The 24,020-nt window shown below is 70.7% G+C and carries 21 protein-coding genes; 12 read left to right on the forward strand and 9 right to left on the reverse strand.

Annotated elements, in window-relative coordinates:
- The 3 genes from ACF06X_RS06000 to ACF06X_RS06010 form a co-directional block, all read left to right on the forward strand.
- A partial coding sequence (locus ACF06X_RS06000; protein WP_392285988.1) for an Hsp70 family protein occupies positions 1-555 on the forward strand: 555 nt, incomplete at its 5' end.
- Positions 552-1,271, forward strand: coding sequence for a nucleotide exchange factor GrpE (grpE, locus tag ACF06X_RS06005; protein WP_392285989.1), 720 nt, complete (start codon positions 552-554; stop codon positions 1,269-1,271). The genes ACF06X_RS06000 and grpE, both read left to right, overlap by 4 nt.
- An 88-nt stretch (positions 1,272-1,359) precedes the next feature.
- Positions 1,360-2,961 (forward strand): alpha/beta hydrolase, encoded by a 1,602-nt coding sequence (locus ACF06X_RS06010; RefSeq protein ID WP_392285990.1) that lies wholly within the window; start codon positions 1,360-1,362, stop codon positions 2,959-2,961.
- 4 nt (positions 2,962-2,965) lie between these two features.
- Here the strand turns inward: ACF06X_RS06010 and ACF06X_RS06015 are convergent, their stop codons facing one another.
- A complete protein-coding gene (locus ACF06X_RS06015; protein WP_392285991.1) occupies positions 2,966-3,097 on the reverse strand; it encodes a hypothetical protein in 132 nt (43 codons plus the stop codon).
- 140 nt (positions 3,098-3,237) lie between these two features.
- On the opposite strand from ACF06X_RS06015, the gene ACF06X_RS06020 reads away from it, so the two are divergent.
- Positions 3,238-3,609, forward strand: coding sequence for a DUF4440 domain-containing protein (locus ACF06X_RS06020; protein WP_392285992.1), 372 nt, complete (start codon positions 3,238-3,240; stop codon positions 3,607-3,609).
- Positions 3,610-3,633: 24 nt separating this feature from the next.
- Here the strand turns inward: ACF06X_RS06020 and ACF06X_RS06025 are convergent, their stop codons facing one another.
- The 5 genes from ACF06X_RS06025 to ACF06X_RS06045 all read right to left on the reverse strand — a co-directional run bounded on the left by ACF06X_RS06025 (position 3,634) and on the right by ACF06X_RS06045 (position 8,660).
- Positions 3,634-4,065, reverse strand: coding sequence for an adenylyltransferase/cytidyltransferase family protein (locus ACF06X_RS06025; RefSeq protein WP_392285993.1), 432 nt, complete (start codon positions 4,063-4,065; stop codon positions 3,634-3,636).
- A gap of 87 nt (positions 4,066-4,152) precedes the next feature.
- Complete coding sequence (polX, locus tag ACF06X_RS06030; RefSeq protein ID WP_392285994.1) at positions 4,153-5,880, reverse strand: DNA polymerase/3'-5' exonuclease PolX; 1,728 nt, start codon at positions 5,878-5,880, stop codon at positions 4,153-4,155.
- A gap of 77 nt (positions 5,881-5,957) precedes the next feature.
- The gene (locus tag ACF06X_RS06035; RefSeq protein ID WP_392285995.1) at positions 5,958-6,773 is read right to left on the reverse strand and encodes a sulfite exporter TauE/SafE family protein; all 816 of its coding nucleotides are present in this window, start codon (positions 6,771-6,773) and stop codon (positions 5,958-5,960) included.
- A 125-nt stretch (positions 6,774-6,898) separates the two neighbouring features.
- Complete coding sequence (locus ACF06X_RS06040) at positions 6,899-7,351, reverse strand: YbhB/YbcL family Raf kinase inhibitor-like protein (RefSeq protein ID WP_392285996.1); 453 nt, start codon at positions 7,349-7,351, stop codon at positions 6,899-6,901.
- Positions 7,352-7,484: 133 nt separating this feature from the next.
- The gene (locus ACF06X_RS06045; RefSeq protein ID WP_392285997.1) at positions 7,485-8,660 is read right to left on the reverse strand and encodes an aldose epimerase family protein; all 1,176 of its coding nucleotides are present in this window, start codon (positions 8,658-8,660) and stop codon (positions 7,485-7,487) included.
- A gap of 226 nt (positions 8,661-8,886) precedes the next feature.
- Here ACF06X_RS06045 and ACF06X_RS06050 point away from each other — a divergent pair, with 226 nt between their 5' ends.
- The 8 genes from ACF06X_RS06050 (at position 8,887) to ACF06X_RS06085 (ending at position 21,298) form a co-directional block, all read left to right on the forward strand.
- The gene (locus ACF06X_RS06050) at positions 8,887-10,656 is read left to right on the forward strand and encodes an alpha-L-arabinofuranosidase C-terminal domain-containing protein (protein ID WP_392285998.1); all 1,770 of its coding nucleotides are present in this window, start codon (positions 8,887-8,889) and stop codon (positions 10,654-10,656) included.
- A complete protein-coding gene (locus ACF06X_RS06055) occupies positions 10,578-11,528 on the forward strand; it encodes an alpha-L-arabinofuranosidase C-terminal domain-containing protein (RefSeq protein WP_392285999.1) in 951 nt (316 codons plus the stop codon). The genes ACF06X_RS06050 and ACF06X_RS06055 overlap by 79 nt, the downstream gene beginning before the upstream one ends.
- Before the next feature lie 10 nt (positions 11,529-11,538).
- Positions 11,539-12,639 (forward strand): family 43 glycosylhydrolase, encoded by a 1,101-nt coding sequence (locus ACF06X_RS06060; RefSeq protein WP_392286000.1) that lies wholly within the window; start codon positions 11,539-11,541, stop codon positions 12,637-12,639.
- 229 nt (positions 12,640-12,868) lie between these two features.
- On the forward strand, positions 12,869-17,620 hold the full coding sequence (locus ACF06X_RS06065) for a DUF6531 domain-containing protein (RefSeq protein ID WP_392286001.1): 4,752 nt from the start codon (positions 12,869-12,871) through the stop codon (positions 17,618-17,620).
- Positions 17,621-17,650: 30 nt separating this feature from the next.
- Positions 17,651-18,736, forward strand: a complete 1,086-nt coding sequence (locus tag ACF06X_RS06070; RefSeq protein ID WP_392286002.1) for a hypothetical protein — start codon at positions 17,651-17,653, stop codon at positions 18,734-18,736.
- Between the two features lie 92 nt (positions 18,737-18,828).
- Positions 18,829-19,521, forward strand: coding sequence for a VanZ family protein (locus tag ACF06X_RS06075; protein ID WP_392286003.1), 693 nt, complete (start codon positions 18,829-18,831; stop codon positions 19,519-19,521).
- 9 nt (positions 19,522-19,530) lie between these two features.
- Positions 19,531-20,226 carry a response regulator transcription factor gene (locus ACF06X_RS06080; protein WP_392286004.1) on the forward strand — a complete coding sequence of 232 codons (696 nt, stop codon included), beginning with the start codon at positions 19,531-19,533 and terminating at the stop codon, positions 20,224-20,226.
- Positions 20,219-21,298: a sensor histidine kinase gene (locus tag ACF06X_RS06085; protein WP_392286005.1), complete on the forward strand. Its 1,080-nt coding sequence runs from the start codon at positions 20,219-20,221 to the stop codon at positions 21,296-21,298. The genes ACF06X_RS06080 and ACF06X_RS06085 overlap by 8 nt, the downstream gene beginning before the upstream one ends.
- A gap of 60 nt (positions 21,299-21,358) precedes the next feature.
- On the opposite strand, the gene ACF06X_RS06090 is transcribed toward ACF06X_RS06085, so the two are convergent.
- The 3 genes from ACF06X_RS06090 to ACF06X_RS06100 form a co-directional block, all read right to left on the reverse strand.
- On the reverse strand, positions 21,359-22,003 hold the full coding sequence (locus ACF06X_RS06090) for a DoxX family protein (protein WP_392286006.1): 645 nt from the start codon (positions 22,001-22,003) through the stop codon (positions 21,359-21,361).
- Between the two features lie 38 nt (positions 22,004-22,041).
- The gene (sigJ, locus tag ACF06X_RS06095; RefSeq protein WP_392286007.1) at positions 22,042-23,016 is read right to left on the reverse strand and encodes an RNA polymerase sigma factor SigJ; all 975 of its coding nucleotides are present in this window, start codon (positions 23,014-23,016) and stop codon (positions 22,042-22,044) included.
- 154 nt (positions 23,017-23,170) lie between these two features.
- Positions 23,171-23,911 carry a hypothetical protein gene (locus tag ACF06X_RS06100; protein WP_392286008.1) on the reverse strand — a complete coding sequence of 247 codons (741 nt, stop codon included), beginning with the start codon at positions 23,909-23,911 and terminating at the stop codon, positions 23,171-23,173.
- Positions 23,912-24,020: the final 109 nt, after the last annotated feature.

Below are 24,020 nucleotides of genomic sequence, written 5' to 3' on the forward strand. Positions count from 1 at the left end.
GCCAACGGCATCATGCACGTGACCGCGAAGGACCTGGGCACGGGCAAGGAGCAGAAGATGACCGTCACCGGCGGCTCCTCGCTGCCGAAGGACGACATCGACCGGATGATGCGCGAGGCGGAGGCGCACGCCGAAGAGGACCGGCGGCGGCGCGAGGCCGCCGAGACCCGCAACCAGGCCGAGCAGTTCGTCTACCAGACGGAGAGGCTGCTGGCCGACAACGCCGACAAGATCCCGGGCGAGGTGAAGACCGAGGTCGAGACCGCCGTCGGTGAGCTGAAGGAGAAGCTCAAGGGCGAGTCCGCCGAGGGCGACGACACCGCCGGGATCCGCACCGCCCTGGAGAAGGCGGTCGCGGCCTCGCAGAAGATCGGCAGCGCGCTGTACGCCCAGGCGCAGGGCGCGGGGAGCGGTGCCGCCTCCGGCGCGTCCGCCGGCGCCGGCTCCGGCTCCACCGCTTCCGGCTCCGGGGACGGATCGGCGAGCGCCGAGGAGGACGTCGTCGACGCGGAGATCGTCGACGACGAGAGCGCCAAGGGAGGTGGTGCGGGATGAGCCCGTCGTATGGCTCCCGGTCGCCGCAGCAGCTCCCCGTCGTCATCCGCGACAACCGGCGCATCGACCCGGTCACCCTCCGGCCGAGAAGGCCCGACCGGGGAACGGCCGAGCGGGACAGTGCTGAGCGGGACAGGTACGAGCAGGACAGGGCCGAGCGGAACAGGGCCGAGCGGAAGGCTGAGCGGAACGGGGTCGAGACCGAGCGGGCCCGGCCGGAAGGCGCGGGCCTCGGGTCCTCGGCGCGCTCCCCGGCCGAGTCCGGCCGGGACGCCGTGCTGGAGGAGCGGCTCGCCGAACGCACGGCCGACCTCCAGCGTCTGAAGGCCGAGTACGACAACTACCGCAAGCGCGTGCAGCGCGACCGCCTGGCCGTCCGGGAGATCGCGGTGGCCAACGTCCTCGGCGGGCTGCTTCCCGTCCTCGACGCCGTCGACCGGGCCCGGGAGTACGGCGAGCTGACCGGCGGCATGCAGGCGGTCGTGGAGGTACTGGAGGGCCGGCTCGCCGCGCTCGGTCTGGAGTCCGTCGGTGCGGAGGGCGAGCCTTTCGACCCGGCTTGGCACGAGGCCGTCACCCACGAGGTCTCCGCCGCGGTCGACCGGCCGACCTGCGGCGCGGTGCTGCGCCGTGGGTACCGGGTCGGCCGGCAGCTCCTGCGTCCCGCCGAGGTGGCGGTCGTGGAACCACCGGAACCAGCGCCGTCCTCCGATTAGCCGACAGCCTGGGCGGACCGCCGGCCCTCATCAAATCCTCAGCATCGGCCCGTCATGCTCCCGGCGAACCGAACATGGGAGCACTTCGTTGAACCGCACCGCCCGCCACTCCGCCGCCCTGCCCGTCACGCTCACCGTCACCCTGGCCGTCCTCGGCGCCACCACGCTCGGCTGCACCACCCCTCCGGGCCCCGGCACCGGCACGGGTCCGGCGGCCGGGTACGTCGACCCGGCCGGCCGGCCCGAGCTGAGGGTCTTCTACCAGCAGAAGCTGGAGTGGAAGGCGTGCGGTGCGTACCAGTGCGCCGAGCTCACCGTCCCCAGGGACTACGCCCACCCGGCGAACGGGAAGACCTTCGTCCTGCCGGTGGCCCGTGCGCTCACGGCGCAGCGCACCGGCCGCCTCGGCTCGGTGATCGCCAACCCCGGCGGGCCCGGTGCCTCCGGAGTGACCTCGCTGCTCGAAGAGGGCATGACCGATTCGTTCAGCGAGAAAGTGCGGGACCGCTTCGACATCGTCTCCTTCGACCCGCGCGGCGTCGGAGGCAGCACGCCTGCCCTGACCTGCGGAGGAATGGAGGAGGAAGAAGAAAAGGAGGAGGAAGAGACGGCCACCGATCCCGCCGATCCGTTCCACCCGAAGACCGAGGCCGAACGTGCCGACGTACTGGCCTCCGCGAAGGAAGAGGCCGACGCCTGCGCCAAGGGCAGCGCCGCCCTCCTGCGCCACGTCGGCACGGAGGACGTCGCCCGGGACATGGACGTCCTGCGGGCGGCCCTCGGGGAATCGCAGGTCACCTATCTCGGCTGGTCGTACGGGACCGCCCTCGGCACCTCGTACGCCGAGCAGTTCCCCCGGCGGGTCCGCGCGATGGTCCTCGACGGCGCCGTCGACCCCTCCCTGGACTGGTCGAAGCGTGCGGTGAGCCAGGGCGTCGGCTTCCGCCGGGCTGTCGACGACTACGCCATGTACTGCGCCGACGTGGCCGGGGAGAGCTGCCCCGGCAGCACGCCCGAGGAGATACGCACGGTGCTGGACGGCCTGTTCGAACGGACCGCACGGGAGCCGCTGCCCGTTGACGGCGAGGAGTTCGGCCTCGACGCGAACGGCCTGCTCGATGCGGTCGTACAGTCGATGTACACGCCCGAGGCCCAGTGGAAGGACCTCTCCGAAGCTCTGTCCGACGCGGACCGCGGCGACGGAACGAAACTGGCCGAACTGACGAATCCGGCTGAACCGGCCGGTCCCGAGGGCGCGGACACGGCGAAGGTGCCCTCCGACAACGAACAGGCCGTTCTCCAGGCCGTCAACTGCTTCGACGTCCCGCACCCCCGCGACGCGCAGGCGTACTGGAACGCCCTCGCTCCCGCCGAGAAGGCCGCCGGCCGCTACGGCACCTCCACCGTGACCGCGGCACTCACCTGCAAGGACTGGCCCACCAGCGCCAAGAAGCCACACCGGGTCGCCGCCACGGGCGTGGCCCCCGTCCTCGTGGTCGGCACCACCGGCGACGCGGCCACCCCCTACGAGGAGGCCGAGAGCCTGGCCTCCCAGTTCCCCGGCGGCATGCTCCTCACCTACGAGGGCCTCGGCCACACCGCCTACGGCCGTAGCAACACCTGCGTCACGCAGCACGTCGACGACTACCTCATCGCCCGCACACCGGTCCCCACCGGAACCACCTGCTGAGTCGTCAGCGGCGTCGCCGCGCGGCGACGCGCGTGATCGAGGCGAGGAAGTCGTCGAGCAGGGCGGTCTGCGCGTCCTCGGGGAATCGGCCGGGGTCGAAGAGGGCCTGGACGACGAGTCCGTGGGCGAACGCCACGACGGTGGCGGCGAGTTGAGGGCCTTCGCGGGACGCGCGCGCCGGACATCGAGATCTGGTCGCTGCTCTCCGACGACGTACCGCCGACGGGGACGGGAGAGCTTCCCGCGCACGCGGTCAAGGCCGAACTCGACCGTCTGATGGGCGTGTTCCTCGGCGCGTTCACGAACACCGGCGGTAGCCGGCCGGACCTGGACGTCATCCGCGAGGTGTTCATCCCCCAGGGAACGATCATCGCGAGCATCGGGGGCGAGCCGGTGGTCTACGACCTCGACACGTTCATCGAGCCCCGCCGGAAGCTCCTCACCGACGGGACGCTGACGGAGTTCTCCGAGTGGGAGGTCGCCGAGCGGACGGAGATCTTCACGTCGATCGCGCATCGGTCCAGCGAGTACCGCAAGTCCGGCATCCTCGACGGCGAACACTTCGAGGGCACCGGCCGCAAGACCACCCAGTTCGTCCGCACACCCGCCGGCTGGAGGATGAGCTCGATGGTCTGGGAGGACGAGTAGAGGGGCCGGGCGTCCCGGGGGCCGTCAGCGATGGCCTTCCGCGATCAACTGGTGGATCACCTGGCGCAGTTTGGTGCTGGAGACGTGCATCGTGTACGGCACGTAGACGACTTCCACACCGACGGGGGCGAAGTCCCGTTCCCACTGGGCACCTCGGGCGGTGCCCTTCCAGTCCTCGCCCTTGAAGAGGCGGTGGAAGCCTACCTGGCGCCAGGCCTCCATCTTCTCCAGCGTGTTGTCGACGATCGCCTCGTCGACGTACGCCAGCGAGCTCACGATCTCCAGCCGCTCGTGCAGCGGTACGACAGGGGCGTGCCCCTTGTGCCCTGCGGCCTCGTCGGTCAGTACGCCCGCGACGAGGTAGTCGCACTGGGCGCTCGCGTGCTTGAGTACGTTCAGGTGGCCGATGTGGAAGAGGTCGAAGACCCCTGACGCGTAGCCGATGATGCGAGACACGGGTCCTCCTCGGCAGTGCGATCTCCCCCGGACGCACTGATCATCGACATGCTAGATCAACACGGCGCCCGCCGAGCGCCCTTCGCTTCAGGTGCCGCTCTTCTTCAGGAAGCGGCGCAGCCTCGTCAGCGGCCAGGTGTTGATGACGTCGTCCGTCGTCAGCCAGCCGCGCTGCGCCGTGGCCACCCCGTAGCGCAGGTACGGCAGGTGCGTGGTGGCGTGCGCGTCGGAGTTCACGGCGAACTTCACGCCGTACTCCTTCGCGCGCAGGATGTCCTCGTCGCGGAGGTCGAGCCGCTCGGGATGCGCGTTGATCTCCAGCGCAGTGCCCGCCCGCGCGCAGGCCTTGAAGACCGCGTCGAAGTCGGCGTCGATGCCCGGGCGTTTGCCGATCCGGCGGGTCGTGGGATGGCCGATGACGGCGACGTGCGGGTTCTCGCAGGCGCGGATGAGACGGCGGGTGAGCTCCCGTCGGCTCTGGTTGAAGTGCGAGTGGACCGAGGCCACGCAGATGTCGAAGTCCGCGAGGAATTCGTCGGGCCAGTCCAGGGAGCCGTCCGGGCCGATGTTGAGCTCCGTGCCGTGCAGCAGCCTCATCTTGTGGTGCGCGCCGTCGAGTGCGCGTACCCGCTCCCGCTGGGCGAGGATCTTCTCGTCGGTCATGCGCTGCATGTACAGGTTCGGGGCGTGGTCGGTGACCGCGTAGTAGGCGTACCCGCGGGCCGCGGCGGCGGCGATCATGTCCTCCAGCGGGGCGAGACCGTCGGTGAGGTCGGTGTGGGTGTGCAGATCGCCGCGGATGTCCTTCTCCGTGACGAGCTCGGGGAGTTCGCCGCGCAGCCCGGCCGCGATCTCGCCTCGGTCCTCGCGCAGCGTCGGCGGGATCCAGGGCAGTCCCAGCCTCTCGTAGATCGCCTCTTCCGTCTCGGAGGTGACGCTCTCGCCGCTCTCGACGTCGAAGAGCCCGTACTCGGACAGCTTGAGGCCTTGTCGCACCGCGAGTTCGCGCGTACGGATGTTGTGCGCCTTGGAGCCGGTGAAGTACTGCAGCCCCGCGCCCCAGGAGGCCGGAGGGAGGACCCGCAGGTCGACCTGGAGGCCCGTGACGGTCCGTACGGAGGTCTTCTTCTCGCCCAGCGCGATGACCTCGGCCGTGTGCGGAAGGCCGGCGAGGGCGTCCATGAAGGGGGCCGACCGGCGCGCCGCCACCAGGATGTCGACGTCGCCGATGGTCTCCTTCATGCGGCGCAGGGACCCGGCGTACGTGCACCGGACGCAGCCGCGGATGTCCGACAGTTCCGCGACGAGCTGCTCGGCGATGTCCATGGCGGCGTTGACGAGGATCCGGCCCTCGCCGGCGTTCTGCAGGACGGAGATGCCGTGCAGGATGTTCTCCTCGGTCCGCTGCCCGAAGCCCTTCAGGTCGCGGAGCCGTTCCTGGTGGATGGCGTCGATCAGCTGGTCGACGGTGGTGATGCCCAGCTCCTCGTAGAGGAGCATGGCCTTGCGGGGTCCGAGCCCCGGAATCGCGATCAGCTCGCGCACTCCGGGCGGCACGGACGTCCGGGCCTGCTCCACGACGGACATGCGGCCGGTCCGCAGATACTCCACGATCTTGTCGGCGACGGACTTGCCGACGTTCGGGATCTCCAGCAGCGCCTTGGCGTCCAGGGTCGAGACGTCCTGCGGGTAGCCCCCGACGGCACGTGCGGCCTTCTCGTAGGCGCGCGCCTTGAACGCCTCGCCGCCCCGGATCGCGATGAGGTCGGCGTACTCCTGGAGCAGCGCCTCGACCTGATCATTGACTCGGCCCATGCCTCCAGGGTGCCCCGCGCCCGCCGCGCGGGCACGCCGGACCGGCCGCCACGCTCCCCCCTCCCCCCGCCACCTGTTCAGTCGTGGCGGGCGAGCTTGACCGCGGAGACGAGCAGGATGACGGCCAGGACGGGGATGAGGACCAGTTCCGGGAACACGCCGAGGAGCAGCCCGCCGAGCACGGCGCCGGCGATCGAGCCCGCGGCCATGACGGCGGTGAAGCGGAGGTTGGCGCCCAGTACCGCGAAGCTGCCGTCGCGGCTGTAGCGGGCGAAGGCGACGAGCATGGTCGGCAGCGACACCAGCAGGGACAGGCTTCCCGCGGTCTTGATGTCCACGCCGAACACCAGCACGATCGTCGGGATCAGCAGCTCGCCCCCGGCCACACCCATGATCGCGGCGACCACTCCGATACCGAAGCCCGCGACGACCCCGCAGGGCACCTGGGCCCACGGCGGCAGCGCGAGCGTCCCCAGGGTGGTGCTGTGCGTGACCAGCAAGGCCGCGGCCATGAGCACCATCGACGCCGCCAGCACCTTGTGGAGGGTGGCGCCGCGCATCCGTACCGCCCACGTCGCTCCGGCCCAGGCGCCGAGCAGGCTCCCGGCCAGCAGGTTGAGCGCGACGGGCCAGTGAGCGGCCAGCTCCGAGGCGGAGACCGCCGCCAGGCGGGCGGGCAGCGCGACCAGGACCACGACCAGGCTCATCGCCTTGTTCAGGATGACCGCGGAGAGCGCGGCGAAGCCGAACAGGCTGATCAGCAGCGGCAGGCGGAACTCCGCCCCGCCCAGTCCGATCATCCCGCCCAGCACGCCGATGGCCGCGCCCGTGCCGAACACCAGGGGCGTCGAGTGGGTCGGACGGGCGGGAGCGAGGTCGCCGTGGAGGGCCATGGTGGACATCCTCGCCGGTAGCCGTCCCGCGCCGCCACGGCGGATCCGCGGCTTCGGGGGAAGGCACCGGACTCCCGCCCGAGGTTCGTCCGGTCCTCCGAAGCGCCCTCGCGCGCGGCGACCGCTCAGCGCTGATAGGTCCCGACCAGGGTGCCGGAGGCCAGCTCCCTGCCCTTCAGGGCTCGGTGCACGTCGTCGACGCCCGGGTGGTCGTGCAGCGGCAGCGGCTCGGACAGGGCGTACACACGGAAGAAGTAGCGGTGCGGCCCGTGGCCCGGTGGAGGCATCGGGCCTCCCCAGCCGACGCGCCCGAAGTCGTTGGGCCACGGCAGGCCGCCCTGGGGTTTCTGGCCCTCCGCCACACCGGTGGTTCCCGGATCGATGCCGGTGACCAGCCAGTGCAGGAAGGTCGCCCCCGGCGCGTCCGGGTCCTCGCACAGGAGCACCAGCTCCGTGGCCTCCTCGGGCACCCCCGACCAGGTCAGGGGTGGTGAGATGTTCTCGCCCTCACCGCTGTACCGACGGGGGATCACCGTTCCGTCGTCGAACGCGGCACTGCTCAGTTCCATTCCGCTCATGCGCGGCGCCCTACCCGCAATGGCGGCTCCGGCACCGGTCCCGGCCGTCAAACCCCCGTTCGGCCGAGCCCGCCGGCGCCGCGGTTCCGGCATGGGCGAGACATGCTCCACCGCATCCACCGCATGTTCCGCATCAGCGGGCGGCGAAGGAGTGCACCGTGGTCGAGCGGTAGGTCCGCCCCGGGCGCAGCACCGTCGATGGGAAGGACGGGTGGTTGGGCGAGTCGGGGAAGTGCTGGGTCTCCAGGCAGAAGCCGTCGCCCTGGCGGTAGACCTTCCCCGCGGTACCCGCCAGCGTGCCGTCGAGGAAGTTGCCGCTGTAGAACTGCACGCCCGGCTCGGTCGTCGCGATCTCCATCACGCGGCCGGAGACGGGTTCCGTCACGGTGACGGCGTGCCGTGGGGCGTCGGTGAGGCCCTTGTCGAGGACGAAGTTGTGGTCGTAGCCGCGGCCGAAGAGGACCTGCGGGTGTGCCTCGCGGATGTCCCGGCCGATGGGCTTGCCGCCTCGGAAGTCGAAGGGGGTGTGCGCGACCGGGGCGAGTTCGCCGGTGGGGATGAGGGTGGAGTCGACGGGGGTGTAGCGGGACGCGGCGATCCTCAGGGTGTGGTCAAGGATGCTGCCGTTGCCCTCTCCGGCCAGGTTGAAGTACGTGTGGTTGGTGAGGTTCACGACGGTGGGCCGGTCCGTCGTGGCCGCGTAGTGGACGCGGAAGTCGCCGCGCGGTGTGAGGACGTAGTCGACCCGGACACGGAGTGTGCCGGGGTAGCCCATCTCGCCGTCCGCGCTGACGTGGCGCAGGGTGAGGCCGGTGTCCGGGCCTTTCGCGTACGGCTCGACGTCCCAGACCCGCTTGTCGAAGCCCTTGTCCCCGCCGTGCAGGCTGTTGGTGCCGTCGTTGAGGGGCAGTTGGTACGTGCGTCCGTCGAGGGTGAAGGCGCCGCCCGCGATGCGGTTGCCGTAACGGCCGATGATCGCGCCGAAGTACGGGCTGTCCGCGACGTAGTCCTGGAGGTTGTCGAAGCCCAGTGACACATTCGCGTACCGCCCGCGCCTGTCCGGGATTTCCAGGGACTGGACGATGCCGCCGTACGACAGCACGGCCAGCCGGGTGCCGCCGGCCGACACCGTCCAGCGGTCGACGCGGGTGCCGTCGGGCAGGGTGCCGAAGTGCTCCCGCGCGGGCCGGCCGCCCCACCGGTCCGTGTGGTCGGTGCGGTCCGCCGCGAACACCGGGCCCGCCCCGGCGGCCGCGGCCACCGCTCCGGCGGCGCCTGCCGCCATCACCGTACGCCTGCTGATGGTCATGTCGATGCGACTCCTTATGTCACGTCCGGCGTTCGATATTTCGTCACACGTTCGAAATCGTGGCGTGACCGTAGTGACGTTCCCGGGGGCCTGTCAACGGTCCGCGCGTCACGCATCTCCCGGGAGCGTCGGGGGTGTTGACGTGACGTCACGGGTACCGACATCCTTCGGCGAGCGAAATCCCAGACGTCGTCCGATATATCGAACAACTTGAGGGAGGCGCACCATGGCACCCGGCAGATCACCCGGGCCGCGCGGACGGTCGCGGTTCACCCCCACCCTGAGCACCCTGAGCGTCCTGCTCGCCGCGCCGCTGCTTCCGCTTCCACCCCCCGCCACCGCGTCGAGCCCACCGGTATCGGAAGCGGCTGCGGCAGCGGCAGCGGCCACGTCGGCGACCGCGACCGCGGCGGCGCCCGCGGTGGACTACTCGCTCACCGTCGATCCGGCTCGTACCGGCCCCACCATCGACGACACGATGTACGGCGTCTTCTTCGAGGACATCAACCACGCGGCCGACGGCGGCCTGTACGCCGAGCTCGTGCGGAACCGGTCCTTCGAGTTCGACGCCGCCGACAACCGCTCGTACACCCCCCTGACCGCGTGGACGCCGACCGCGACCGGGAGCGCGACGGGCTCCGCCGAGGTCGTGGACGACGACGGCCGCCTGGCGGAACGCAACCGGCGCCACCTGCGGCTGAGGCTCGACGGCCAAGGGAGCGCCGGTGCCGGATTCGGCGTCGTCAACTCCGGTCACGCCTCCGGGATCACCGTGCGCGAAGGCGAGAAGTACGACTTCTCCCTGTGGGCGCGCACCGACCGCTCCCCCGGCACACCGCTGACGGTCGGCCTGCGGGACGCCGCCGGAGAGACGGCCCTGGCCGACCCCCTGCGCATCACCGTGCGCGGAGACCGCTGGACGAAGTACACCGGCACGCTCACCGCTCGCACCACGAGCACGGCCGGCCGGCTCACGGTGATCGCGGGCGGTGCGGGCACCGTCCGCCTCGACATGGTCTCGCTCTTCCCCCGGGAGACGTTCCGCGGCCGCCCGAACGGGCTGCGCAAGGACCTCGCCGAGAAGATCGCCGCGCTGAAGCCGGGCTTCCTGCGGTTCCCCGGCGGCTGCCTGGTCAACACCGGGAGCCACGAGGCGTACGAGGCTCCGAACTGGGAGCGCCGGCGGTCCTACCAGTGGAAGGAGACCATCGGGCCGGTCGAGCAGCGGGCGACCAACGCCAACTTCTGGGGCTACAACCAGTCCTATGGACTGGGGTACTTCGAGTACTTCCAGTTCGCCGAGGACATCGGTGCCATGCCCCTTCCCGTCGTGCCGGCACTCGTCACCGGATGTGGCCAGAACCGGGCGACCGACGACCCCGAGCTCCTGCGGCGGCACATCCAGGACACCCTCGACCTGATCGAGTTCGCCAACGGCCCGGTGACGTCCACCTGGGGCGCGAAGCGGGCGGCGATGGGGCACCCGAAGCCGTTCGGTCTCACCCACCTCGCCGTCGGCAACGAGGAGAACCTCCCCGACGCGTACTTCGAGCGCTTCACCGCCTTCCGTAAGGCCGTCGAAGCCGCGCACCCCGCGATCACCGTGGTCGGCAACTCCGGCCCCGACGACGCCGGACAGACCTTCGACCGGCTCTGGGAGCTGAACCGGGCGGCGGGTGTGCGACTCGTCGACGAGCACTACTACAACAGCCCGCAGTGGTTCCTGGAGAACAACCGGCGCTACGACTCCTACGACCGCCGGGGACCCAAGGTGTTCCTCGGCGAGTACGCCTCCCTCGACAACCGCTTCTCCAACGCGCTGGCCGAAGCGGCCTACATGACGGGGCTCGAGCGGAACGCCGACGTCGTCAAGCTCGCGTCCTACGCACCGCTGCTCGCGCGCACGGACTCCGTCCAGTGGCGACCCGACATGATCTGGTTCGACAACCGTACGTCGTGGGGTCGACCAGCTACGAGACGCAGAAGCTCTTCATGACCAACGTCGGGGACCGTGTCGTCCCCAGCGAGGCGTCGCCCACGCCCGCCACCGTCGCCCCCATCGGCGGCGCCGTCGGTCTGTCGACCTGGGCCACCAGCGCCGCGTACGACGACGTCACGGTCACCGCACCGGACGGCCGGGTGCTGTTCGGCGACGACTTCTCGGGCGGCGACGGGCGGTGGACGCCGGCGGCGGGGCGCGGTGCGTGGGCCGTCGAGGACGGCGCGTACGTACAGTCCGACGCCACCGCCGAGAACACCCTGGTCACCGCCGGGGACCCGGCGTGGCAGGACTACGACCTGCGGGTGAAGGCCACCAAGCGGGCCGGGCGCGAAGGCTTTCTGATCGCCTTCGGGGTGAAGGACACCGGGAACCACTACTGGTGGAACCTCGGAGGCTGGGGCAACACCCGCTCGGCCGTGGAGAAGACCGTCGGCGGGGCCAAGCAGACGATGGTCGAGGACGGTACGACGATCGAGAGCGGCCGTGCGTACGACGTACGGATCGAGGTCCGCGGCCGGCACGTCACGCTGTTCCTGGACGGCGAGGAGTGGGGCAGCTTCACCGACGACAAGGTGGCCGAGCCCTTCCGCCAGGTGGTCACCCGGGACGAGGCCACCGGTGAGCTGATCGTCAAGGTCGTCAACGCGCAGGACGCCGCCGCCCGAACGCGGATCGACCTCGGCCGACAGACCGGCGTCGCTCCGGTCGCCCGGCTGACCACGCTCCAGGGCGACCCCGCCGCGGAGAACACGTCCTCGTCGCAGCCGATCCGGCCGAGACGGTCGACGGTCGACGGCGTCGGCGCCACCTTCACGTACACGTTCCCGCCCCACTCGATCACCTTCATGCGGATCAAGACCCAGTGAGGAGCACATCGTGAACCACACCGACCCCAGCCGCCGAGGCGTGCTGGCGGGTGCGCTGGCCCTCGGCGCGACGGCGGGCCTGCCCGCCGTGGCCGGGGCCGCCGAAGCCCCGGCGACCGCGTCCACCGCGGCCACCACCCGCCGGTACGCCAACCCGTTGGTGCCGCGGCGCGCCGACCCGCACATCCACCGGCACACCGACGGCCACTACTACTTCACCGCCACCGTGCCGGAGTACGACCGCATCGTCCTGCGCCGTTCCCGTACCCTGCGGGGCCTGACCGGGGCGGAGGAGACCGTGCTGTGGCGCAAGCACACCACCGGCGACATGAGCGCCCACATCTGGGCGCCGGAGCTGCACCGCGTCGACGGCCGCTGGTACATCTACTTCGCGGCCGGCCGGGCCGACGACATCTGGAAGATCCGGATGTACGTCCTGGAGAACGCCCACCCCGACCCGTTCCGGGGGACGTGGACCGAGAAGGGGCAGATCACGACGGCCTGGGACACCTTCTCGCTGGACGCCTCCACCTTCACGCACCGCGGCGTCCGCTACCTGACCTGGGCGCAGCACGAGCCCGGGATCGACAACAACACCAATCTCTATATCGCGCCGATGGCGAACCCGTGGACGCTCGGCGGCCGGCCGGTCCGGCTGTCCTCTCCGACGTACGCGTGGGAGACGCGCGGCTTCAAGGTCAACGAGGGCCCGGCGGTCATCGCGCGGGGCGGCCGTCTCTTCATGACGTACTCGGCGAGCGCCACCGACAGCAACTACTGCATGGGGCTGCTGACCGCATCCGCCGGCAGTGACCTGCTGGACCCGCGCTCCTGGACGAAGTCCCCGGACCCGGTCTTCACCAGCAGCGACACCACCCGCCAGTACGGCCCCGGCCACAACTCGTTCACCGTCGCCGAGGACGGCCGCACCGATGTCCTCGTCTACCACGCCCGCCCGTACAAGGAGATCACCGGCGACCCGCTGAACGACCCGAACCGGCACACCCGCATCCAGGTCCTGGGGTGGAAGGCCGACGGAACCCCCGACTTCGGCATACCGGTCGCGGACGGGGCGGGTCAGTCCGGTTCCGGCCGGGTGCGCCGGGCGTAGGCGCGGGCGGCCCGCGCACGGTCGGACCCCGTCGCATTCGCGACGGGGTTCACCGTTCACTGTGCGGGTCGCCTTGGGCCCGCAACCTCCTGACCTGTGACGTTCATCCGAAGGTCGCCACCCCGCACCGTGCGTACCGACAGGTTGCTATGGCGGATTACACGTCACCGGACATCGTGGTAGGACTATCTGGTTGACTGACCATCACTTGACGGGGGATCGGTTTTCCATGGCTGTCACGGTGCCGGACTGGGCTGACACGTTGTTGGACCTGGTGGGAGTGAACTGGCCCAATGTGGACGAGGACGCCTACCGCGAAATGGCCGACGCCCTACGGGAGTTCGCCGACGACCTCGCCGACGACGGCCAGCTCGCCAACAACCACATGGAGCGTCTGCTGTCCTCGGGGCACGGCGAGGCGATGGACGCGCTGAGCGAGCACTGGGGCAAGGTCAAGGGCAAGCACCTCAAGGACATGATCTCCGCGGCCCGCACCATCGCGGGCGCGCTGGACATGGCGGCGGGCGCGATCGAGGGCATGAAGTGGAAGGCGGTCGCGGAGCTCGGGATCCTGGCCGGCCAGACCGGTCTCGCCCTCGCGCTGATCCCGGTGACCGGAGGTCTGTCCGCGCTGCTCGGCGCCGGAGCGATCGCGTTCACGAAGAAGCAGCTGCTGAAGCTGATCACGGGAGCGATGGAAGAGGCGGTCGGCCACATCGTCGCGGTGATGACCGAGCCTGCCGTGGCGGCGCTCGAGAACATGGCCGCCGATCTGGCGGTCCAACTCGGTGCCAACGCGCTGGGCATCCAGAACGGGGTGGACCTCGACCAGACCAAGCAGGCCGGCAAGGACGGCCTCAACCTCGCCTCCACCGGAGGCGGCGGTGGCGGTCGCCCCGGCGGCAAGGGCTTCCACATCGAACACGACGAGCACGACCACGCCGGCACGAAGCTGAACGGCGTCAGCGTCAACATCCACGGCAAGACCGCCGGCAAACTCACCAAGGCGAAGACGGCTCAGGGCCGCAACAAGGGCCGCGACGACATCGCCAACGCCCTCGACCCGGTCATCGAGAAGGCCATGGGCGCCCTGATGAAGTCCGCCACGACCATGGGCGACCATGTCGGCAAGACGCTGCCGAAAGCCGTCAAGCAGATATCCGTCGACCACAAGAACAACGACGACGACACCCGCGAACGCCTCGCCCGGCAGCGCAAGAAGGACGACGGCGACGACCGCGGCAAGCCCGCGGCGAGCGACGGCCCCCGCCGCAACGGCTCCGGTGACGACTCCCGTACACGGCCGAACTCGGTGCGCGAGGCCGCGGACGATCCGCGCCGCAACAGCGTCTCGCTGGAGAAGACCGTCTGCAAGAACGACCCGGTGGACGTGGCCACCGGCAAGATGCTGCTGCCGCAGACAGATCTCACCCTGCCCGGCGTCCTGCCGCTCAACCTGCGCCGTACGCACCTCTCCACGTACCGCTACGGCCACTGGTTCGGCCGGAGTTGGGCCTCCACCCTCGACGAGCGCATCGAGGCGGGACCGGCCGGCGAGGGCGCGATATGGGTGCGTGAGGACGGCTCTCTGCTCATCTACCCCCGCCTGCCGCGTCCCGACGGCGAGCACGTGCTGCCCGTGGAGGGCGACAGACTCCCGCTGACGCACGGCGGCGTGGCCGGCGACGAGACCTCGTACGAGGTCCGCGATCCGCACACCGGCCTGGTGCGGACGTTCACCTCCAGCCCCTACCGCGCCTCGACCGCGTACTGGATCAGCGCGATCCAGGACCGCAACGACAACCACGTCACCTTCTCGCGCCGCCCCGACGGCGCGCCCACCGCCGTGTCGCACTCCGGCGGCTACGTCGTCCAGGTCACGGCCGACGACTCACGGGTCACCTCCCTGGCCGTGCGCGGGCCCGAGGGGCCGGTCACCGTCGTCGGGTACGGCTATGACGCGGCCGGCGATCTCACCGGCCTGACGGGTCCCGAGGGGCCGGACGGGCCCGCCCTGCGCTTCACCTACGACGGGGACGGCCGCGTCACCTCGTGGACCGACCGCAACGGCTCCACGTTCCGGTACGTGTACGACGCCGAGGGCCGGGTGGCCCGCACGGTCGGACCCGACGGCATTCTCTCCTCGAGCTTCGCCTACGGCACGCACCCCGAGACCGGGCACCACATCACCCGCTACACCGACTCCACCGGCGCCACGACGGTCCTGCACCTCAACGACCGGCTCCAGGTCGTCGCCGAGACCGACCCGCTGGGCCACACCACCCACTTGTCCTGGGACGCCTACGACCGCCCGCTCTCCCGCACCGATCCGCTCGGCCACACCACCGAGCTGACCTGGGACGACGTCGGCAATCTCACCGCCGTCCGGCTGCCCGACGGCAGCACGGCCGCCGCCCGCTACGACCGGAACCTGCCGGTCGAGGTGACCACCGTCGACGGCGCCGTATGGCGGCAGACCTTCGACGACCGTGGCAACTGCACCAGCGCCGTGGGCCCGGACGGGGCGCTCACCCGGTTCACCCACGACCGCACCGGAGCGGTCGCGACCGTCACCGACCCCTTGGGCGCCACGACCACGATCCGTTCCGACCGCGCCGGGCTGCCCGTGGGCATCACCCAGCCCGACGGCGCGGTCACCCGCGTCGAACGCGACCACCGCGGCCGGCCCACCCGTATCACCAACCCCCTCGGAGGGACGGAGACGTTCGACTGGGACGCGGACGACCGTCTCCTCGCCCGCACCGGCGCCGACGGCAGCCGCGAGACCTGGGCCTACGACCCGGAGGGCAACTGCCTGACGTACACCGACGCCGCCGGAGGGCGCTGGGCGACGGAGTACGGCCCCTTCGACAAGCCACTCGCCCGCATCGCGCCCGACGGCGCCCGCCACCAGCTGCGCTACGACACGGAGCTCCGGCTGGCCGAGGTGACCAACCCGCTCGGCCAGACCTGGCGGTACGGCTATGACGCGGCCGGACGCCTCGTCGTGGAAACGGACTTCGAGGGCCGCTCCACCCACTACGCCTACGACGCGGCCAACCGCCTGACCGAGCGGACCACCGCGCTCGGCCGGACCGTCACCTACACCTGGGACGCCATGGACCGCATGGTCGCCCGCGACGCGGACGGGAGCGTGACGCGGTACGCCTACGACCGCGCCGGCGCGCTGACCGAGGCCCGGACCGCCACCTCCACCCTGACGATGGAGCGGGACGTGATGGGCCGGCTCGTCGCCGAGACCCTCGACGGCCGCACCCTCCGCCACACCTACGACCTGGCCGGCCAACGCACCGCGTGCACCACACCCACCGGCGCCGTCACCCGGCTCTCCTACGACGCCGCGGGCCACCGCACGTCCCTGACCACCGGCGGCCACGCCCTCGACTTCACCCATGACGGTCTCGGCCGGGAGCTGACCCGGACCTGGGGAAGTCCCGGCTCCACCACCACCCTCACGACCGTGTGGGACCGAGTCGGCCGGCCCCTCACCCAGACGCTGACCGCCGCCGGTGGGGAGAGCCCGCTGCGTACCCGGGACTACGCCTACCGCCCGGACGGCTACCCGGTCACCCTCGGCGAACGACGGGCGGGCGCCGAGCGCCGGGACAAGCGGATCTCGCTCGACCCGGTGGGCAGGCCGCTGGCCGTGGAGGGACCCGGCTGGGCCGAGAGCTACGCCTACGACGGTGCCGGCAACCAGACCGCCGCCCACTGGCCCGACGCCGCCGGCCACACCGACGCCCGCGGACCCCGCGTCTACGACGGCGGCCGGCTCGTCTCCGCGGGCGCCGTCCGCTACGAGTACGACGCCGCGGGACGCGTCGTCGTACGCCGTCGCTCCCGCGTCTCGCGCAAGCCCGACGTCTGGCGGTACGCGTACGACGCCGAAGACCGCCTGGTCTCCTGCACCACGCCCGACGGCACCCTGTGGACGTACACCTACGACCCGCTCGGGCGGCGCAGCGCCAAGCACCGCATGGCCGCCGACGGCCGTACCGTCGTCGAGACCGTCCGGTTCACGTGGGACGGGCCACTGCTCGTCGAGCAGTACGACGAGACCACCGGCACCGTCCTCACCTGGGCGTACGAAGGCCACCGCCCGCTCACGCAGTACGAGCGCAAGACGCTGAGCGACCAGGAGGTCGACACCCGCTTCTTCGCCATCGTCACCGACCTCGTCGGCACGCCCACCGAACTCCTCATCCCCACCGGTGAGACGGCCTGGCGCAGCCGGTCCACCTGCTGGGGGACGACCGGGTGGAACACCTCCGCCACCGCGTACACACCGCTGCGCTTCCCCGGCCAGTACGCGGACACGGAAACCGGTCTGCACTACAACTACTTCCGCCACTACGATCCCGACACCGCGCGCTACACCAGCCCCGACCCACTCGGGCTCGCCCCGGCGCCCAACCCCACGACCTACGTCGTCAACCCCTGGGCCTGGACCGACCCCCTGGGACTGGCACCCAAGCGCTGCCAGATGGATGCCTACGACTGGGACGGCAGCATCCGCTACGGCCGCCTCGACCATCTGGGCCGTCCCACCGGCGTGTACGCCTGCCTGCGCCCCGAGATCATCGACGCCAGGCGGGGGACGGCGGCGGGCAGGCTCCGGCCCCCCGGCTGGCGCGGTGACGGCAACGCGTTCAACGAGGCTCGTGGCCATCTGCTGGCCGACCGGCTGGGCGGCGCGGGCACGGGCAGGCTGGCCTATCACAACCTGGTGACCCAGACCAACAACCCGACCAACTCCCCGGACCAGCGCGACCAGGTGGAACAGGTCATCTACGACCAGGTCACGAAGAACAAGGAAGTCGTCCAGTACCACATCAAGCCGATCTACGAGGGCACCAACCCGATTCCGATCAGATTGGAGTTCACCGCCTTCGGCAACAAGGGCTTCACCTTCAGCCACAGCCTGGAGAACCCCGCCGGCTACGTCAGAACCGGCATATAGCATCGACGCCGAACCGCCATGGAGGACCGCATGACCCGCACCACGCCCCCGCGACCCGTCGACGTCGAAGCCGTTTTCCCCGCCCTCTCCGCCCACCGGCGTACGGCCACGCGCCTGCACCCCCGCCAGGGCATCGCGAAGGCGGAGGAGAGCTCGGTGGCGGGCCCACTGTTGTGGCCGGCCGACGAGCCGTGGCCGGTGTGCACCGAGGTGCACACCAAAGGCACCGGCCATCGGCCGGCCGACGTGCGGCTCAAGCGGCGCGTCCTCGCCGAGGCGCGAGGGCGGGACTTCTCCGACGAGGAGCGGCGGGTCCTCGACGCCATCACCCCGGGACGGCACGCCCCGGACCTCCGGGACGAGGATCCTCTCCCGCTGATGGCCGTCGCCCAGCTGTACGCGCGGGACATCCCCGACCTCGTCGGTCCGGAAGGCCACGACCTGCTCCAGGTGTTCTGGTGCCCCTTCGAGGTCCACGGCCCTGACCGCACCATCGACGTCGTACTGAAGTGGCGGCGCTCGCACGAAGTCGGCGAGGTCCTGGCGGACCAGCCCGAGCCCCCGGTGGCGGGCCGCGAGGAATGCGTGCCCACCCCGTGCGTCCTGCACCCGGAACAGGTCGTCGAGCACGAGTACCTGGGTCTGCTGAGCGAAGAACTCCAGGACGACATCGCCGACTGGGAGGAGCGCCTGCTGGACGAGGAGGAGAACGACGACGACGCGTACGACTCCTCCGCGCCGCAGAGCTACGACACCTATGAGGAGTACGAGGCCGCGATGGCCCGGGCGCGGGCGGAGGAGGAGTACGAGGTCGACTACATGGGAGACCTGTCCATCGCCCCGGGCTGGAAAGTGGGCGGCTTCGCGTCCTGGCACCTCACCGATCCCGCACCGGTCGACTGCGCGGTCTGCGGCACACCGATGCCTCCCCTGCTCACCGTCGACAAGTGGGAGTGCGACGGCGGGTCGAGAAGCTGGCTTCCGCTCGAGGACCGCGACTCGGCCGACGACCCGAACGTGATCGACCCGGTCGGCGTCTACCTCGGCCGCGGCCTGATGCGCGTCCACACCTGCCCCGCCGACCCGACCCACCCGCACCGGCTCAGCTTCCAGTAGCCACCGCGCCCCTGATGCCGGCGGTCCGTGTATCGCGGGCGTATCGAAAATCGCATACGCCACCGCAACGGCCGTCCGTCTCCAATGGGGCCATGAGCCACAACCCCTTCCCGTCACCACCGCCCGGCCGCCGCACGCGCGGGATCGTTCCCCTCGGCCTGGCGATCGTCGGCGTGGCGGCCGCCGCGTACGTCCTGCGGCGGCCGCTCATGATGTCCGCTCCGATGTGCGTGTCGGGGCGGTGGCACGGCTGCTTCGGTACGTTCAACGGAGTGGTGCTGATGACGTTGGCCACGCTGCCGTTGGCCGTGCTTGTGGCGTGGGTGCCGGCGCGCCGGCGGCGCGCCGCCGGCGTCGCGTCGGCGTGGCGGATGTCGCTGGCCGAGGTGGGGATGGTCCACGGGACGCTGCCGTTCCTGTGGATGACCATGATGCCGGGCGCCGGGGCCGGCACCGTCCCCGCCCGGGTGAGCCTGGTACCGCTGCGGGACCTGGTCACGATGGGGCCGCTCGGGATCGTCGGCAACCTGCTGGTCTTCGCGGCGCTGGGGTTCTTCGCCCCGATGCGGTTCGCGGCGATGGCGTCCCTCCCGCGGATCCTGGCGCTCGGGGCGGGCTGCTCGGTCCTGGTCGAAACGGCGCAGTACGTCCTGCGGCTGGACCGGGTGTCCTCCGTGGACGACGTCCTGGTCAACGCCGCCGGTGCCGTCCTCGCCGGGCTGGCGTCGCGCCGCTGGTGGCGCACCACGGCTTCACATACGCCGGCGATATGTGCTGTTGCTTAGGCTTCGGGCATGCGCGTACTGATCGTGGAGGACGAGCCCCACCTGGCCGAGGCCGTCCGTGACGGTCTTCGGCTCGAGGCGATCGCCGCCGACATCGCCGGCGACGGCGACTCCGCCCTGGAGCTGCTCGGCGTCCACTCCTACGACATCGCGGTCCTCGACCGCGACATCCCCGGCCCCTCGGGCGACGAGGTCGCCCGGCGGATCGTCGCCTCCGGCAGCGGCATCCCGATCCTCATGCTCACCGCCGCCGACCGGATCGACGACAAGGCTTCCGGCTTCGGGCTCGGCGCCGACGACTACCTCACCAAGCCGTTCGAGCTGCGGGAACTCGTCCTGCGGCTGAGGGCGCTCGACCGCAGACGCGCGTACGCCCGGCCCCCGGTCCGCGAGATCGCGGGCCTGCGGCTCGACCCCTTCCGCCGGGAGGTCTTCCGCGACGGACGTCACGTCGCGCTCACCCGTAAGCAGTTCGCCGTGCTCGAAGTCCTCGTCGCCGCCGAGGGCGGCGTCGTCAGCGCCGAAGAGCTCCTCGAACGGGCCTGGGACGGGAACGCCGACCCCTTCACCAACGCCGTCCGCATCACCGTCTCCGCACTGCGCAAACGGCTCGGCGAACCATGGATCATCGCCACGGTGCCGGGCGTCGGCTACCGCATCGACACCGGCCCCGACACCAGCCGCTCCGGCGGTACGCATGCGTAGACGCTTCGGGCTCAGCGCCCGGCTCAAGCTCACCCTCAGCTACGCCGGGTTCCTCGCCGTCGCCGGTGCTCTCCTGCTGGCCGTGGTGTGGGGGTTCCTGCTGCGCTACGTACCCGACAACTCCCAGGGTCTTCTCGGGATCGCGCCCAACCGCTACCTCCTCGTACGCACCTTCTCCCCCGCCGCGGCCGTGGCGATGGCCTTCCTGCTCGTGTTCGGCCTCGTCGGGGGGTGGATCCTGGCCGGCCGGATGCTCGCGCCGCTCGACCGGATCACGGCCGCGGCGCGGAGGGCCGGGAACGGATCGCTGTCCCACCGGATCCGCATGGAAGGCCGCCAGGACGAGTTCCGTGAACTGGCCGACGCGTTCGACACCATGCTCGAACAACTCGAGTCGCACGTCGCCGAGCAGCAGAGGTTCGCCGCGAACGCCTCCCACGAACTGCGCACCCCGCTGGCCATCTCACAGTCGCTGCTCGACGTCGCCCGCAGGGATCCCACCCGGGACAGGGCCGAACTCTTCGCACGCCTGCAGGCCGCCAATACGCGCGCGATCGACCTCACCGAGGCCCTCCTGCTGCTCAGCCGCAGCGACCGCGGGAACGCCGGCCGCGAGAGCGTCGACCTCTCCCTCGTCGCCGAAGAGGCCGCCGAAACCCTGCTCCCCCTCGCCGAGAAGCGGGGGATCACGCTCGACGTCACCGGCGGAGCGACCCGGGCCGGCGGCTCCCCGGAGCTGCTGCTGCGGATGGTGACGAACCTGGTCCAGAACGCCATCGTCCACAACCTCCCCGCCGGCGGCACCGTGACGGTCCACACCGAAGCGCGGGGCGACGCGAGCGTGGTGCGGGTCGAGAACACCGGTCATCCGCTCCCGCCGGAACTGGTGCCGACCCTCACCGAACCCTTCCAGCGGGGAACGGAACGCGTACGCACCGACGAGCACGCCGGCGTCGGCCTCGGCCTGGCCATCGTGCACAGCATCGTCCGCGCCCACGACGGAACCCTCGACCTGGTCCCCCGCCCCGCCGGCGGTCTCCTCGTCGAGGTCCGGCTTCCCGGCACGCCGTAACGACGCCTCACGGGCTGATGTGGATGTGCGCCGCCCGGTCGGTCGGTCGCCTGCCGTGTTCTACGGCCGCTGCTCGTCGACCCAGCCGCGCTCGACCGCCCACTCGCCCGTGATGTCCTCCGCGGCGGGCAGCGTGAGGAGCGAGACGGCGGACAGGGCGACGATGAGCCCGATCGAAACGGCCCAAGCGCGAGGACGGGTCTCCGGCCGGCCCGTCCTGCCCTGGTCGGCGTCGGTGGAGCGGTCCCGGCGGAGCCGTATCCGCTGGAGTCGGCGGTCGGCCGGCCTCAGTGCCCACGAGGCGACGGCAAAGGCCAGGAACATCAGCGGCGGCCCCCACGACACGGGACCGTCGCCCAGTGCCAGATGCGACACCACGGCACCCGACCACATGAAGAAGATGCCCGCGTACGCCCATTCCTTGATCATCGGGAACCCGGGCACGGCGATCGTGACGGCCGCTGCGATATGGCACACGCCCAGAATGTAGGCGAAGTAGTCCGGGTAACCGAGGTGGTCCAACTGGGCTTCGATCCAGTCGATCGTCAGAAGGTCCCACGCCGATCCGGCGATCAACTCGAAGAGGATGACGGTGGTGGTGAACCAGAAGGCCAGGAGGCGGATCCGGTTCCCCTCGGCTCCTGTGGTGGCGGCCGGCCTCCGGCCGGCTGCGTACTGTCGGCTGTCGGTCGTCTTGGTCTGCATCTCGGTTCCCCTGTCGGATTGATCGCGGGTCTGCCCAGCTATCGGCTGATCTGGCGTGGCACCGTCAACGTGAGGAGCTTGTCCGGGTTGCGGATGACGTAGATGTGGGTGATCTCGCCATCGGTGATCTCGATCAGGAACACGCCCTCCAGGTGATCGCCTCGGTAGGCGACCAGCGCGGGCGCGTTGTTGCAGTTGACCCTCTCGACCCGCAGGCCCGGTACCGCCCGCCCCATGTGGAAGAGATTCACGAGACGTGCGGCCACGGCCTCCGCTCCCACCACCGGCCGGCGTGCCGCGAGGGTTCTGCCGCCGCCGTCGGCCGTGAAGGTGGCGTCCTTCGCGAGCAGTTCGAGCAGTCCTCGCATGTCACCGGTCGTGGCCGCGGTCATGAACTGATCGGCGACGCGTGCGGTCGTCGCGGAGTCGGCGGGTTCGAATTTCCTGCGCCGCGCCTGCATGTGCTTGCGGGCGCGGTGCGCCGTCTGACGTACCGTCGCCACGGGTTTGCCCACCGCGGCGGCGATGTCGCTGTGGGGGAAGCCGAAGACCTCGCGGAGCACGAACACCACACGTTCATCGGGTGTGAGCGTCTCGAGCACCACGAGCATCGCCATGGACACGGACTCGGCCAGCACCACGTCGACCGACGCGTCGTTCTCCTCGAGCAGCACGGGCTCGGGCAGCCACGGGCCGACATACTCCTCGCGCCGGCGTGCGCTCGCCCGCAGAGCGTTGAGCGCCTGGCGGGTCACCAGCCGCGCCAGAAACGACCTGGTGTCCCGCACGGTCGTGAGGTCCACGTCGGCCCACCGCAGATAGCTGTCCTGCAGCACGTCGTCGGAATCGGTCGCCGAGCCGAGTATCTCGTAGGCGATCGTGAACAACAGTGGCCGCAGCAGGACGAACCGCTCGGCGTGCTCGTCGGTGGTCATGGCGACGCGACTCCCCGCGGTGCGGCAGCCGCCGCCGATCACGACAACCTTGTTGTTCGGTGCGGTGTGTTCCGTCATGCCCCCAAGACACCGCGGGCCCACCGAAACGTGACACCCATCGATGTGACACGAGGCACACCATCCCGAACACCGGCGATGCGGCCAGGCCCTACCGGGTGGCGATATCGCACCACCCTCTCATCAGCTGCGGGCGCGGACCCGTGACGGGGCCTCAGAAGAGGGCCTGGATGCTTTCGTGGCCGCGGTCGCCGTCCAGGTCGGCCACGCTCGCGAAGCTGAAGCAGACCATCATGCGCTCGGCCGCGTAGGACAGGGGCGAGACCCTGTGCAGCGCGGTGCCCGCCTTGAGCAGGTAGGCGCTGCCGACCGTGGGGTGCCTGCGTATCACCGGGCCCGCTGCCACGAACTCCTCGACGCGCGGGTTCTCGGGATCCCACGGCACGTCCTTGACGTACTCCAGACTGCCGCCGTTGTCCTCGTCGGGCATCTTGAAGATCCACACGAGCGCCCACGTGTAGTCGTCCCAGTGCCAGCCGTGGACATCGCCCGCTTCGTGCAGCCGCGTGGCGATGTACTGCTCCGGCTCGTACGGAACCGGCAGGACCTTCTCGTCCACGATCTCCTCGAGCGCCGCACGGAGGGTGGATGACTCGAAGACCGCCGGGATGACGGTGCTGCCGCGTGCGATGACGTCGCGTGCGAGCGTGGTGAACCTGCGCGGGGTGCCCCCGCTCTGCTCGATACGCGTGTCCCGGCGCCGGCTCTCCCCGTCGAACAGCCCCTCGAGCTCCCCCAGGGCGCCGCGGAAGACGTCGTCCGGCATGAAGGAAGGAATCTCGGCGAAATCGTCCTGCTGGTAGCTCTGGCGCAGAGCGGGTATCGCGGCTTGGAACTCGTCCGCGAGGACGTGGTGTTCAACGGTCTCGCGCACAGGGGCGCTGAAGTCTCGCATACGCCCATGAGAAAGGCGGTGGCGGCGTTTCGCATGGTGAGGAGCCTGCGGCCACTGCGCCGATCGGGTGGTCGTCCGACGTGCGGACACCCTCGTCTCGTCGCATGCT

The sequence above is a fragment of the Streptomyces sp. NPDC015346 genome, from assembly GCF_043078785.1.
Lineage (GTDB): Bacteria > Actinomycetota > Actinomycetes > Streptomycetales > Streptomycetaceae > Streptomyces.

Excerpts from the sequence above, each read along its gene's own strand:
- ACF06X_RS06045 (WP_392285997.1), bottom strand. The coding sequence starts at position 8,660 with ATGACCATCAGCAGGCGTACGGTGATGGCGGCAGGCGCCGCCGGAGCG.
- ACF06X_RS06035 (WP_392285995.1), bottom strand. The coding sequence starts at position 6,773 with ATGGCCCTCCACGGCGACCTCGCTCCCGCCCGTCCGACCCACTCGACG.
- ACF06X_RS06020 (WP_392285992.1), top strand. The coding sequence starts at position 3,238 with ATGGGCGTGTTCCTCGGCGCGTTCACGAACACCGGCGGTAGCCGGCCG.
- ACF06X_RS06085 (WP_392286005.1), top strand. The coding sequence starts at position 20,219 with ATGCGTAGACGCTTCGGGCTCAGCGCCCGGCTCAAGCTCACCCTCAGC.
- ACF06X_RS06050 (WP_392285998.1), top strand. The coding sequence starts at position 8,887 with ATGGCACCCGGCAGATCACCCGGGCCGCGCGGACGGTCGCGGTTCACC.
- polX (WP_392285994.1), bottom strand. The coding sequence starts at position 5,880 with ATGGGCCGAGTCAATGATCAGGTCGAGGCGCTGCTCCAGGAGTACGCC.
- ACF06X_RS06080 (WP_392286004.1), top strand. The coding sequence starts at position 19,531 with ATGCGCGTACTGATCGTGGAGGACGAGCCCCACCTGGCCGAGGCCGTC.
- grpE (WP_392285989.1), top strand. The coding sequence starts at position 552 with ATGAGCCCGTCGTATGGCTCCCGGTCGCCGCAGCAGCTCCCCGTCGTC.
- ACF06X_RS06075 (WP_392286003.1), top strand. The coding sequence starts at position 18,829 with ATGAGCCACAACCCCTTCCCGTCACCACCGCCCGGCCGCCGCACGCGC.
- ACF06X_RS06040 (WP_392285996.1), bottom strand. The coding sequence starts at position 7,351 with ATGAGCGGAATGGAACTGAGCAGTGCCGCGTTCGACGACGGAACGGTG.
- ACF06X_RS06100 (WP_392286008.1), bottom strand. The coding sequence starts at position 23,911 with ATGCGAGACTTCAGCGCCCCTGTGCGCGAGACCGTTGAACACCACGTC.
- ACF06X_RS06090 (WP_392286006.1), bottom strand. The coding sequence starts at position 22,003 with ATGCAGACCAAGACGACCGACAGCCGACAGTACGCAGCCGGCCGGAGG.
- ACF06X_RS06070 (WP_392286002.1), top strand. The coding sequence starts at position 17,651 with ATGACCCGCACCACGCCCCCGCGACCCGTCGACGTCGAAGCCGTTTTC.
- ACF06X_RS06065 (WP_392286001.1), top strand. The coding sequence starts at position 12,869 with ATGGCTGTCACGGTGCCGGACTGGGCTGACACGTTGTTGGACCTGGTG.
- sigJ (WP_392286007.1), bottom strand. The coding sequence starts at position 23,016 with ATGACGGAACACACCGCACCGAACAACAAGGTTGTCGTGATCGGCGGC.